Consider the following 12,669-nt stretch of genomic DNA (forward strand, 5'->3'; position numbering starts at 1 on the left):
GGACACTTCGGCGCCGGCCGAACCGTCCTAGGCGTCCCGCCGTACCTGCTCGTACTGCTGCGCAAGCCCGTCCAGCAAAGCCGCGAGCCCTGTCTCGAACGCCCGCTCGTCGATCTTCTCCTGCTGCTCGGCCAGCAGATGGGCCTGCCCGAGATGCGGATAGTCGGCGGGGTCGTACGCGCTTTGGTCGTCGACGAAGCCTCCGGCGAAGGACCCCAGCGCGGATCCCATGATGAAGTACCGCATCAGCGCGCCGATCGACGTCGCCTGCGCGGGCGGCCACCCGGCGTCGACCATCGCCCCGTACACCGCGTCCGCGAGCCGCAGCCCCGCGGGCCGCCGTCCGGGCCCCCGGGCCAGCACCGGGACGATGTTCGGATGGTCGCGCAACGCGGCCCGATACGACACGGCCCAGTCGTGCAGCGCGGTCCGCCACTCCCGTCCGTCCTCGAACATCGACAGGTCGACCTGTGCGCTCACCGAGTCGGCGACGGTCTCCAGGATCTCGTCCTTCGTGCGGAAGTGGTTGTAGAGCGAGGGTCCGCTCACTCCGAGCTCCGCGGCGAGCCGTCGCGTGGAGACGGCCGCGAGGCCCTCCGTGTCCACGAGCGCGCGGGCCGTGCCGACGATCCGGTCGGTGCTGAGAAGGGGCTTGCGCGGTCGGGCCATGGCGCACATAGTAGGGCTGCGACTGGAAACTAGCAGTGCTAATTTAAATGTACGGCTTTCAAGTGGCGGCAAGCGGCCGCGACCGGCTCTCAAGTGGGGTGATCGCGTGGTGAACCTGGGTCTCAGCGAGGAGCAGCAGGCCGTACGGCAGCTCGCCCGGGACTTCGTGGACCGGGAGATCGCCCCGCATGTGATCACCTGGGACCGCGCCGAGGAAGTGGACCGCGGGATCGTCAAGAAGCTCGGCGAGGTCGGCTTCCTGGGCCTGACCCTCGACGAGGAGTACGGCGGCTCGGGCGGCGACCACCTCGCGTACTGCCTGGTCACGGAGGAGCTGGGCCGCGGCGACTCCTCGGTCCGCGGGATCGTCTCCGTCTCCCTCGGCCTGGTCGCGAAGACGATCGCGTCCTGGGGGAGCGAGGCCCAGAAGCGCCAGTGGCTCCCCGGCCTCACCTCCGGCGAACTGGTCGGCTGCTTCGGCCTCACCGAACCCGGCACCGGCTCCGACGCGGGCAACCTCACCACCCGTGCCGTACGCGACGATGGGGGCCCCTCCCGCTCGAGCGGAGCCGAGAGTGGGGGAGGCTACGTCATCAACGGCACCAAGATGTTCATCACCAACGGCACCTGGGCCGACGTGGTCCTCCTCTTCGCCCGCTCCACGGACGCCCCCGGCCACAAGGGCGTCTCCGCCTTCCTGGTACCGACCGACACCCCCGGCCTGACCCGCCGCACCATCCACGGCAAGCTCGGCCTGCGCGGCCAGGCGACGGCCGAACTGGTCCTGGAGGACGTACGGGTCCCCGCGAGCGCCATGCTCGCCCCCGAGGGCAAGGGCTTCTCGGTCGCGATGTCCGCCCTGGCCAAGGGCCGGATGTCGGTGGCGGCAGGCTGCGTGGGCATAGCCCAGGCTGCCCTCGACGCGGCGCTCGGGTACGCCGGCGAACGCGAACAGTTCGGCAAGACCATCGCCCACCACCAACTCGTCCAGGAACTGATCACCGACATAGCCGTGGACGTCGACGCGGCCCGCCTGCTCACCTGGCGCGTGGCCGACCTCATCGACCGTGGTCAGCCCTTCGCCACGGAATCCTCCAAGGCCAAACTCTTCGCCTCCGAAGCGGCGGTCCGTGCCGCCAACAACGCCCTCCAGGTCTTCGGCGGCTACGGCTACATCGACGAGTACCCGGCCGGCAAACTCCTCCGCGACGCCCGCGTCATGACCCTCTACGAGGGCACCAGCCAGATCCAGAAACTGGTCATCGGCCGCGCGCTCACCGGAGTTTCGGCCTTCTGAGTACGTTTCTGAGTACCTCGACGGATGTGGCGCAGGCCACTGCCGCCGAATCATGGCGCCATGAGTGACACACCGGTCAAGCAGCAGAGCACGGCCGCCTTCTACGGCCAGGCCGTCGCCTCGTTCGTCATCGCCATGGTCGCGACGAGCGTCGGTATCTACCAGTTGCACGCCGACGCCTGGGTGCGTGCCTTCCTGGCGATCGCCGTCCTCTACCTCGTCACCTCCGCCTTCACCCTCGCCAAGGTGATCCGGGACCGCCAGGAGGCCGGCCAGATCGTCAGCCGGGTCGACCAGGCGCGGCTGGAGAAGCTGCTCGCCGAACACGACCCCTTCGAAAAGCTCTGAGCGGCCAGGCTAAGCGCCCGCTCACCTTCGGCGGTATGGTGGTGCCTCTGTCAGTGGAGAGGGGCACCAAGCGATGAGTACGGCGGAGGAGACGGCCGGTGGCGAGACGTCGGCGTGGGGCGAGGTCACGCCCGACGCGGCCAGGAGGCTGCTGATCGCCGCGGTGGAGGCCTTCGCCGAGCGCGGCTACCACGCCACCACGACCCGCGACATCGCGGGCCGGGCCGGTATGAGCCCGGCGGCGCTCTACATCCACTACAAGACCAAAGAAGAACTCCTGCACCGCATCAGCCGCATCGGCCACGCGAAGGCCCTGGAGATCCTCCAGACGGCGTCCCGCCGCGAGGGCGCGGCCGCCGAGCGCCTCGCGGACGCGGTCAGCAGCTTCGTCGGCTGGCACGCGGGCGGCCGCACCACCGCCCGCGTCGTCCAGTACGAACTGGACTCCCTCGGCCCGGACGCCCGCGCCGAGATCCTCGCCCTGCGCCGCCAGTGCGACGCCGAGGTCCGGAGCATCATCGAGGACGGCGTGGCCTCGGGCGAGTTCGACGTCCTGGACGTCAAGGGCACCACCCTCGCCGTCCTCTCCCTCTGCATCGACGTGGCCCGCTGGTTCACCGTCGAGGGCCCCATGACCCCGGAAGAGGTCGGTGCGCTCTACGCCGACCTGGTCCTGCGGATGGTGGGCATCAAGTAGCTACAGGTAGTACCGGGACACGGACTCCGCGACACACACCGGCTTGTCCCCGCCCTCGCGCTCCACGCTGAAGCCGACGGTGACCTGAACGCCACCCGCCACGTCCTCCACGCCGTTGATCGTGGCGGTGGCCCGCAGCCGCGACCCGACCGGCACGGGCGAGGGGAACCGCACCTTGTTGGTCCCGTAGTTGACGCCCATCTTCACGCCTTCGACCTTGATCAGCTGAGGCCCGAACAGCGGAAGCAGCGACAGCGTCAGATACCCGTGCGCGATGGTGGTCCCAAAAGGCCCAGCAGCAGCTTTCTCAGGATCGACATGAATCCACTGATGATCGCCAGTGGCCTCCGCGAAAAGATCGATCCGCTTCTGATCGACCTCCAGCCAGTCGGTGTACCCCAACTGCTCACCCACCGCGGCCTTCAGTCCATCGGCCCCTGCAAACACCCTCGGCTCCGCCATGTCCCGGCCTCCCATGCCGTCCTCACATCTAAGCGACTGCTTAGCATGCTAGTCCCGGATTCCGATGTCAACGGACCGGACCCCCGCCGCTGGGTAGGGTTCGAGGGGTGCCCCAGATTCCCGAGAAGATCCACGAGCTCACGGTCGGCCAGCTCGCCGCCCGCAGCGGCGCCGCCGTCTCCGCCCTGCACTTCTACGAGTCCAAGGGCCTGATCGACAGCCGTCGCACCACCGGCAACCAGCGCCGCTACACCCGTGACACGCTCCGCCGGGTCGCCTTCATCCGAGCCGCCCAGCGCGTAGGCATCCCCCTGGCCACGATCCGCGAGGCCCTGGCCGAACTCCCCGAGGGACGCACCCCCACCCGCGAGGACTGGGCCCACCTCTCCGAGGCCTGGCGCGCGGAACTGGACGAGCGCATCAAACAGCTCAACCGTCTGAGAGACCACCTGACCGACTGCATCGGCTGCGGCTGCCTCTCCCTGGCCACCTGCGTCCTGTCCAACCCGGACGACGTGTTCGGCCAACGCCAGTCGGGTTCAAGACTGCTGGTGGAACGCAAGCCGGCCGAACACACGGAGCCCTGCCGGCAGGACGCAACCCCCTGCAACTGAGGGCCACGGGGCGCCGGACGGCCCATGGGCCCGGAGGGGCCACGGAGCCGCGCCGGCGCAACGGCGAGCAGGGGACGTGTCGGGGGGGTGTCCGCCCGCAGCGGCGGGCGTCCGGCACCGTTACGTCTGGAGCTGCCGAGCCGCCCGACCGAGGACGGACACCCCCCGGCGCGGCCCCGACCCCCGATGGCGAGCAGTGCGCGACGCGAACCCCACCCCACCCGCGCAGGCCGCCGCAGGCACCCCGCCCCACCGCCGGAGGCACAGGCGCTCACTCGAACTCGGTCCCATCCTTACGCGTCAGATACGCAGGACTCACCGCCTTGCCGATGGCCCGCCCCCCGGTCACAGCGCTGTACCGCTCGACAACAGGCCGAACGACAACCCCCTCCCGCAGATGCAGAGACCGCCCGGACACGGTCTCCCGCCCACTCGCAAGCGCCATCACCACCGAGACGTCGTACGCCCCCTCGAAGACCCGCGGCACCAACGGCAGCTCCCCGCCCAGCAGTTCCCCCGCGTCCAGCCACCGCACGACCCCGTCGATCTCCGCGGCCACGTCGAACACGGCGAACCCCAGCGTGTCCCGCCGCCCGTCGGCACCGTACGTAAGGTCCTGCACCCCCGCCCCGTACACCTCCCCGAAGATGCCCACCCGACGTGCCCCCAGCCGCGCGGCGAGCCGCTCCGCGACCGGGGCGACCCCGTGCCCCCGCACCGCACGCCAGTACAGATTGCGTGGATCCTCCTTCAGCGCCAGCGACTTGGCGCCGAAGCCCTTGGACGAGACGTACACACGGGACTCGTCCGCGACATAGGTCACCAGGCACGCCGAACCGTGCAGCTTCTCGGTGACGACGACCTGCTCACCGGCGGCGAAGATGTCCGGGTACCGCTGGATGTTCTCGATGTCCACCCAGGGCACGAGATCCGGCGCCGACTCGACGTCCCCGTTCATGGTCGGCGGAACCGGCGGCACCCACTTGACGATGCCGAGCCGCTCCGCGAAGTCCGTCCCGTCGGCGGCCGCCCGTCCGAGGTCCACCCCCGCGAGCGCCTCCGGCCGGCACACGATGCCCTGCGACAGCTCACCGCGCAGCCGGATCGCCTTGACCCGGTCCGCCGCACTGCCCGCCAGCCGCCCCGTCAGCCCCAACTCCTCGATGAGCCCGCTCGGCAGCACCGCCTGCTCGGGGATGTACACGGCCACATCACCGGTGCGGTACGCGCCCTTGGCGACGACGGCCCGATACAGCCCCACCTGGGCCAGTTCGAGCGCATCGGCGTTCGGATGCTCATGGACGGTCAGCACTTCGGCGGTGACGCGCAGCGTCGACATCAGAGGGACTCCTCAACTCAGGTGCGTTTTCATCGCCCCCAACTCTCCGCACCCGAAACGACTGGAACCACCGGAATTCCCCCTGCTACCGTCCCGAACTCCGTGCCCGCGCTACGAAGACCGCCGCGCCCACCCGTACTGCACCAACCCCGCGGCCACCAACTGGGCGTTGGACGACGCAGACTCCCCGCCCGGCAGGACCAACGTGTCCTCCAGCCCGATCCGCGTAGCCAGCCCCAACCTCCCGGCCAACCGCAGCACCGGCCAGGCCCCACCGTCCTCACCGTGCAGCAGCACAGGCCGCCCCCGAGCGTCCCCCACCTCGGCCAACAGCTCCCGCGCCGTGTCCTGCGCACTCACCGCCGACGTGTCGGTCACCTCGGCCAGCACCCGGAGCACCCGCCCCCCGACCGGCGAAACGGCGAACCGGGCGGCCCCGTCCGTCCCGGACCAGATCCCCGCCTCGACCCCCACGCCCCGCTCGATGAGCAGCGCGGCCAGCTCTTCGGCCCCCGCCTCGTGCCAGTTCACCGAGGCATGATCGGGAAGCACGGTCCAGCCCCGCACCCGCTCCAGCCGCCGCACCGGATCAGGCTCGGCCCAGACCCCCGTGGTCACTCCCACCGGCACCGACACCCGGGCCCGTATCGCCTCCAGGGTCACCGCGAGCACCCGAGGCGACAAGGTGTCGTTTCCGCAAGGAGACTTGGGGTGTACGTGAATGTCCGTGGCCCCGGCCGCGACAGCCGCAGCCGCCGCCTCGGCCATCGCCTCCGGCGACAACGGCACGGCCGCCCCGTCGACGGCCCCGCGGACCCCGTTGAGACACACCTGAACCATGCCCAAATGGTGCCAGCCGCCACTGACAAGGTGTGGCGGGACGAGTCAAAGAGGGGGTGCGGCATCCCCGGCGCACCCCCGGTCGCACCACTCGCTCAGGCGGACACCAGCAACCGTCCACGCCTGGACGCCGCCAGGGCCTCGGACGTCAGCACCGGACGCGGCACCACGATCCCGCAGTCCGTGCAGACCGGGCCCGAGGAGGGTTCGTGGGCCAGGTCGTACTTCCAGCTCAACCGCTCTCCGCGGCACACCGGGCACACCGAACCCGGTTCACGCTCCAACGCGGAGATCAGCCTGCGCAGCACCTCGGCCAGCGGTTCACGGGGGTGGAGCCGCGGGTCGTCGCACCACGCCACTCCGAAACCGCCCCAGGTCAGCCGGTGCCAGTCGTCGACACTGCCCGGCCTGCGCAGCCCGTCGTGCTTTTCCTTCCTGCGCCGCTCGGCGAACTCGACCTCATAGGCCAGCCAGACCGAACGCGCCTCTTCCAGCTCGTCCAACGCGGCCACGAGCCGCGCAGGATCGGGGGACCGGTCCTCAGGACCGAACCCGGCCCGGGAGCACAAGTGGTCCCAGGTCGCCCTGTGCCCGTAGGGAGCGAACCGCTCCAGGCACTTCCGCAGCGAGTACCTCCGCAGTGCCAGATCGCACCGCGGATCTCGCACCTGTCTCGCCAGACTCCGGAAACCGGCCATCGCCCTGCACCTCCGTCACACCTGCACCTGTACTTCGGTCACTTCGGCGTCGTCGTTCGGACGTCGCCGAATAGACGTATCGACACGCGATTCGGCTCCATCCGATTTCCGATGCCTCCCATCAGCCTCCGGATCGGCTACCAAAACTTGACGCATGTTCATCTTCGAACCCGGGGATACCGGCGGTAACGTCCGACTCAACTCCCGTCGGTAGGAGCTGCCATGCCACGGCGCACCTCACGCACCGCACTCGACAGACTGAGAACTCCCGGTTCAGTCAGCGGGTTCCTGAAGACCGCATCCGTATGCGCCCTGATTGCCGGTCTTTTGTCCCCTCTTGGCCAAACGGCCGCGGCCGCCGAGGCGGCGGCCGCGAACGACTACTGCGGCAGTCAGTGCTCGGACATCCTGCCGCCCGGCCAGAACGGCAACGCCACCCTCGCCCAGATCCTCCTCAACCAGGCCTTCGGCAGCCAGCCCGAGCACGCCGAGGACCAGCTCGGCCCCTACGCCAACCTGGCCAAGGGCTATCCGTCGCTCACCAACGCGACGATCAACAACTTCTTCAACGACGCCTCCTTCGGCGTCCCGTCCGATCAAGTCGCCTCCACGCTCAAGCCGGGCGGCCGGACCGATGTGACGATCGTCCGCGACAAGAAGACGGGCGTGCCGCACATCACCGGTACCACCAGATACGGCACTGAGTACGGAGCGGGCTACGCGGCTGCTCAGGACCGCCTGTGGCTCATGGACGTCTTCCGCCATGTCGGCCGCGGCCAGCTGACCACCTTCGCGGGCGGCGCCCCCTCCAACCAGGGCCTTGAGCAGCAGTTCTGGCGCAACGCCCCCTACAGCGAGGCCGACCTCCAGGCGCAGATCGACAACGCCGTCGCCAGCAACGGCACCCGCGGCCGGCAGGCCCTCGCCGATGCCAACGCCTACATCGCGGGCATCAACGCCTACATCGACGCCTCCGACAGCGGCCGCTACTTCCCCGGCGAGTACGTCCTGACCGGCCACAAGGACTCCATCACCAACGCCGGCACCATCGAGCACTTCAAGCTCACCGACCTGGTCGCGCTGGCCTCCGTCATCGGCGCCCTGTTCGGCTCGGGGGGCGGCGGCGAGGTCAACAACGCGATATCGCTGCTCGCCGCCCAGGAGCAGTACGGCGTGACCAAGGGCACCGAGGTCTGGGAGTCCTTCCGCGAGCGCAACGACCCCGAGGCGGTCCTCACCGTCCACAACGGCGAGAGCTTCCCGTACGCCACCAAGCCCACCACCCCGCAGGGCGAGGCCCTGCCCGACGCCGGCTCCGTGGCCACCGAGCCGCTGGTCTACGACCCGACCGGCACCGGCGGCGACCAGAGCGCCACCGAGGCCGCCGCCACGGCCACCGCGAACGCCCTCACCTCAGCCAAGCGCGGCATGTCCAACGCCCTCGTGGTCAGCGGCGCCCACACCGCGAGCGGCCACCCGGTCGCCGTCTTCGGCCCGCAGACCGGCTACTTCGCGCCCCAGCTGCTCATGCTCCAGGAGATCCAGGGCCCGGGCATCAGCGCCCGCGGCGCCTCCTTCGCGGGTCTGAGCATGTACGTCGAACTCGGCCGCGGCCAGGACTACTCGTGGTCCGCCACGACTTCCGGCCAGGACATCATCGACACCTACGCCGTCGAGCTGTGCCAGGACGACTACCACTACCTGTACCACGGCACCTGCACGGCCATGGAGAAGATCGAACAGAAGAACTCCTGGGCCCCGACCACGGCCGACGGCACCGCCGCCGGGTCGTACACGATGCGGGTCTGGAAGACGAAGTACGGCCCCGTCGCCTACCGGGCGACCGTCGGCGGCAAGAAGGTCGCCTACACGACCCTGCGCTCGTCGTACATGCACGAGGCCGACTCGATCATCGGCTTCCAGATGCTGAACGACCCCGACTACGTCAAGAGCCCGCAGACCTTCCAGAGCGCGGTGCAGCACATCAACTACACCTTCAACTGGTTCTACGCCGACTCCACGCACACCGCGTACTACAACAGCGGCGACAACCCCGTGCGCGCGAGCGGCGTCGACCCCGAGTTCCCGGTGCGGGCGCAGGCGGCGTACGAGTGGAGGAACTGGAACCCGACGACCAACACCGCCGACTACACGGCGCCTTCGGCCCACCCCAACTCCATCGACCAGGACTACTACATCTCCTGGAACAACAAACAGGCGAAGGACTACACGACCGCACCCTGGGGCGACGGCTCGGTGCATCGCGGCAACCTCCTGGAGGACCGCGTGAAGAAACTCGTCGCCGCGGGCGGTGTCACCCGGGTCTCGCTGGTGAAGGCCATGGCAGACGCGGCCATCGCCGACCTGCGCGCGGAGGACGTGCTGCCGGACCTGCTGAAGGTCATCAACAGCAGTACGGTCACCGACTCCACGGCCGCCGCGGCGGTGACCAAGCTCCAGACCTGGCTCACCGCGGGCGGCAAGCGCACGGAGACGTCGGCGGGTTCGAAGACGTACGCCCACGCGGACGCGATCCGCATCCTGGACGCCTGGTGGCCGCTGCTGGTGGAGGCCGAGTTCAAACCGGGCCTCGGCAGCGACCTGTTCACCGCCTTCCAGGCCAACCTGCCCGTCGACGAGTCGCCTTCGGCCGCGCACGGCCCGACCGGCTCGCACGCGGGAAGCGCCTTCCAGTACGGCTGGTGGTCCTATGTCGACAAGGACATCCGCGCGGTGCTCGGCGAGACCGTGCAGGGACCGCTCGCGAACAAGTACTGCGGCGGCGGCAGCCTCAGCGCCTGCCGGGACATCCTGATCAGCACCCTGAAGACGGCGGCCGGCAAGACCGCGGCCCAGGTCTACCCGGGTGACGACCTGTGCTCGGCGGGCAACCAGTGGTGCGCCGACTCGATCGTCCAGCGCACCCTCGGCGGCATCAAGCACTACAACATCAGCTGGCAGAACCGGCCGACCTACCAGCAGGTCGTGGAGTTCACGTCACACAGGTGACGGTCAGCGGCGGCGGGTCACTTGATGCGGCCCGCCGCCAGCACCACCTGCGCCAGCTCCCGGTGCACGATGTCGCTGTGCGCCCCGGTCGGCGCTCCGCCCCGTCTGACCACCTCGGCCACGTCGATGTTGACGCACCCCGAGGCGGGCAACGTCGTCCTGAGCGCCTCGGCGAGCTTCCACGCGCGCGTACCCGGCACCGCCTGCACCCCGTCGAAGCCCATCGCGCCCCACTTGGCGCCCAGCATCCGCGCGATGTCGACCCCGGCGATCCCCTGGGCGCTCCCGGCCATCCGGGAGGCCAGCGGATATATCGTGCTCAGCGCCGAGTCGTGCCGGGAGAAGCAGCACACCAACGGGCCGTCGATACGGTTCTGCTGGCCCTGCAGCACCCCTCCCGCGCGTGCGTCGTGCGGCAGCCGGGTCGCGAACGCGTAGTGCGAGAAGGCCGCTTGGAGCAACGTCACGGACTTCACCGTGCGCACCCCCTCGGGCAGCCCGCGCAGCGCGAACGACACCAGCCGCCCGCCGAAGCTGTGCCCGACCAGATGCACCCGCACCCCGGGTGCCTTCGCGGCGAGCTGCCCGACGACCCGCCCGAGCCCACGCTCGCCGACGGTCCCCGCGCGCCGCTTCATCGCGTAGTACGTCGCCTGCCGCAGCAACTCGTGCGCGCCGTCCCAGAGGTTGGGCATCGTGAACCCCGCCGTGGCGTCCGCGTCCGGCGACTCCAGCCGCATCAGCGCGTGTGCGAAGTCCTCGCAGACCGCCGCCACCGATCCGGAGAACATGTCCGGCTCGCTCTGCGGCACCCCCTCCGCGAGCGTGTCCGCCCCGAACAGCGCCTGCGGCCCCGGCGGCACCGGCTCGACCAGCATCCGCACCAGCCGCCCGAACTCCTCCAACTCGGCCTCCTCGCGCGGCTGCTGGTCGAGGAGCCGCGCGATCTGGTCGACGACGGTCGCCCGCCCAGGGAAGGTGTCCAGGAGCGCGTGCCGGGTGTCCTTGTCGAGCGCCGGGCGCCGGACCGACTCGGCGGCCACGGACCGCGGGAAGTCCGGGATCGGCTCGTCGCAGAACCGCATCGACGGCCACACCACACCCGCGAACCCGAGCTTCGCGTTCGGCGCCAGCTCCGGGATCGGCGCGAAGAAGCGGTTGTAGAGCCGTGTCGCGCCGGAACGGTCGCTGTTCCAGCCGTGCGCGAAGACGATCAGATCCTTGACGCCGTGCTCCGCGACCCCGGCGATGAGCCGGTCCCGCCGCCTGCCGTCCGGGTCGCCGTCCGCGTCGAACGTCAGCTCCCAGTACGGACTCACACTCATCGCCGGATCCGCCATGGCAGGCCCCCTTGTCCCCCGAAGTGGTGCGATGCGGTCGCATCGTCCTACCGAGGGGCGAAGTTGGCCATACTTCACGTCTCTGTCGCCGGGGGATCATCTGTACAGGAGGTACTCCCTGCGGGTCGCCCGGAACGCGGCGAGCTCCTCCTGCCAGCCCGCCACCACCTCGTCCGGGGCGGCACCCGCGTCGATCGCGGTGCGTACCTGCGTGGAGCCGGTGAGCTTGTCGATCCAGTTGTCGGCGCGCCAGGCGAAGCCGCTCCACACCCGCTTGGCGGTCACGAGCAGGCCGATCCCGGTGCGGACCGGGTCGTACGCCGCCCGGTCGTGCACATGGATCTGCACACCCCCGACGGTCTTCCCCTGGAACTTGGAGAACGTGGGCGCGAAGTACGCCTCCCTGAAGTGCACACCGGGCAGGCCGAGTTCGCCTGCGGCGGCCGCCCAGCGCCCGTCGATGCCCTCCGCGCCGAGCAGTTCGAAGGGGCGCGTGGTCCCCCGTCCCTCCGAGAGGTTCGTCCCCTCGAAGAGGCACGTCCCCGAGTACACCAACGCGGTGTCCGGGGTCGGCATGTTGGGGCTCGGCGGCACCCACGGCAGCCCGGACGCGTCGTAGAACTCCGACCGCTTCCACCCCGACATCAGCACGGTCTCCAGGGGGACCGGCGTCGTCAGGAACTCGCCGTTGAACAGCCGCGCCAGCTCCGCGACGGTCATGCCGTGCGCCTGCGAGACGGGCTGCCGTCCCACGAACGTGGCGAACTCCTTGTGCAGGACGGGCCCTTGGGCCGCGCGTCCGGTCACCGGGTTCGGCCGGTCGAGCACGACGAACCGCTTGCCGGCCAGCTGGGCCGCCTCCATGCAGTCGTACAGCGTCCAGATGTAGGTGTAGAAGCGGGCGCCGACGTCCTGGATGTCGAAGACGACCGTGTCGACGGGGGCGGCGGTGAAGATGTCGGCGAGCGGCTGACCGCTCTTGAGGTACGTGTCGTAGACCGGGAGCCCGGTCGCGGGGTCGTCGTAGCGGCCCTCGGAGCCGCCGGCCTGGGCGGTGCCCCGGAAGCCGTGCTCGGGGCCGAAGACGGCCGTCAGGTTCACCCTCGGGTCGGCGTGCATCACGTCGACGATGTGGCGGGCGTCGCGGGTGATGCCGGTGGGGTTGGTGACGATGCCGACGCGCCGGCCGCTGAGCCGGGCGTAGCCGGATGCGGTGAGGTTCTCGAAGCCGGTTCGGAAGCGGTGGGGCTTCGCGGCGGCCGGGGGAGTGGAGGTGAGGGAGGCTGCTGCCGTGGTCGCTGCGAGGAGAGCTCGTCTGGATAGGCGCATGAGGTGCACGGTATTGCTCCCGCGGGT

Annotated in this window: 12 protein-coding genes; 5 read left to right on the forward strand and 7 right to left on the reverse strand. The window is 70.0% G+C overall.

All coding sequences use genetic code 11. The annotated features are described in order from the left end of the window. Positions 1-27: 27 nt before the first annotated feature. Positions 28-669, reverse strand: a complete 642-nt coding sequence (locus PH203_RS09450; RefSeq protein ID WP_289918550.1) for a TetR/AcrR family transcriptional regulator — start codon at positions 667-669, stop codon at positions 28-30. A gap of 109 nt (positions 670-778) precedes the next feature. Here PH203_RS09450 and PH203_RS09455 point away from each other — a divergent pair, with 109 nt between their 5' ends. The 3 genes from PH203_RS09455 to PH203_RS09465 all read left to right on the forward strand — a co-directional run bounded on the left by PH203_RS09455 (position 779) and on the right by PH203_RS09465 (position 3,011). After that, the gene (locus PH203_RS09455) at positions 779-1,966 is read left to right on the forward strand and encodes an acyl-CoA dehydrogenase family protein (protein WP_289919429.1); all 1,188 of its coding nucleotides are present in this window, start codon (positions 779-781) and stop codon (positions 1,964-1,966) included. A 60-nt stretch (positions 1,967-2,026) separates the two neighbouring features. Then, a complete protein-coding gene (locus PH203_RS09460; RefSeq protein WP_289918552.1) occupies positions 2,027-2,314 on the forward strand; it encodes a YiaA/YiaB family inner membrane protein in 288 nt (95 codons plus the stop codon). A 73-nt stretch (positions 2,315-2,387) separates the two neighbouring features. Further along, positions 2,388-3,011 carry a TetR/AcrR family transcriptional regulator gene (locus tag PH203_RS09465; protein WP_289918554.1) on the forward strand — a complete coding sequence of 208 codons (624 nt, stop codon included), beginning with the start codon at positions 2,388-2,390 and terminating at the stop codon, positions 3,009-3,011. On the opposite strand, the gene PH203_RS09470 is transcribed toward PH203_RS09465, so the two are convergent. Then, positions 3,012-3,473, reverse strand: a complete 462-nt coding sequence (locus tag PH203_RS09470) for a MaoC family dehydratase (protein WP_289918555.1) — start codon at positions 3,471-3,473, stop codon at positions 3,012-3,014. 107 nt (positions 3,474-3,580) lie between these two features. On the opposite strand from PH203_RS09470, the gene soxR reads away from it, so the two are divergent. Continuing rightward, a complete protein-coding gene (gene soxR, locus PH203_RS09475) occupies positions 3,581-4,087 on the forward strand; it encodes a redox-sensitive transcriptional activator SoxR (protein ID WP_289918556.1) in 507 nt (168 codons plus the stop codon). A gap of 271 nt (positions 4,088-4,358) precedes the next feature. Here soxR and PH203_RS09480 read toward each other — a convergent pair whose 3' ends face one another. The 3 genes from PH203_RS09480 to PH203_RS09490 all read right to left on the reverse strand — a co-directional run bounded on the left by PH203_RS09480 (position 4,359) and on the right by PH203_RS09490 (position 6,964). Then, entirely contained in the window at positions 4,359-5,426 is a 1,068-nt protein-coding gene (locus PH203_RS09480; protein ID WP_289918558.1) for an RNA ligase (ATP), read from the reverse strand. A gap of 111 nt (positions 5,427-5,537) precedes the next feature. Next, complete coding sequence (locus tag PH203_RS09485) at positions 5,538-6,266, reverse strand: 3-keto-5-aminohexanoate cleavage protein (protein ID WP_289918560.1); 729 nt, start codon at positions 6,264-6,266, stop codon at positions 5,538-5,540. A 95-nt stretch (positions 6,267-6,361) separates the two neighbouring features. Beyond that, positions 6,362-6,964, reverse strand: a complete 603-nt coding sequence (locus tag PH203_RS09490; RefSeq protein WP_289918563.1) for a hypothetical protein — start codon at positions 6,962-6,964, stop codon at positions 6,362-6,364. A gap of 222 nt (positions 6,965-7,186) precedes the next feature. On the opposite strand from PH203_RS09490, the gene PH203_RS09495 reads away from it, so the two are divergent. After that, a complete protein-coding gene (locus tag PH203_RS09495) occupies positions 7,187-9,973 on the forward strand; it encodes a penicillin acylase family protein (protein ID WP_289918564.1) in 2,787 nt (928 codons plus the stop codon). A gap of 17 nt (positions 9,974-9,990) precedes the next feature. Here the strand turns inward: PH203_RS09495 and PH203_RS09500 are convergent, their stop codons facing one another. Together PH203_RS09500 and PH203_RS09505 are read right to left on the reverse strand one after the other, a co-directional pair. Beyond that, positions 9,991-11,313: a serine-threonine protein kinase gene (locus tag PH203_RS09500; RefSeq protein WP_289918566.1), complete on the reverse strand. Its 1,323-nt coding sequence runs from the start codon at positions 11,311-11,313 to the stop codon at positions 9,991-9,993. 96 nt (positions 11,314-11,409) lie between these two features. Next, positions 11,410-12,642: a DUF1343 domain-containing protein gene (locus PH203_RS09505; RefSeq protein WP_289918568.1), complete on the reverse strand. Its 1,233-nt coding sequence runs from the start codon at positions 12,640-12,642 to the stop codon at positions 11,410-11,412. Positions 12,643-12,669: the final 27 nt, after the last annotated feature.

Source organism: Streptomyces sp. S.PB5 (assembly GCF_030403745.1).
GTDB lineage: Bacteria > Actinomycetota > Actinomycetes > Streptomycetales > Streptomycetaceae > Streptomyces.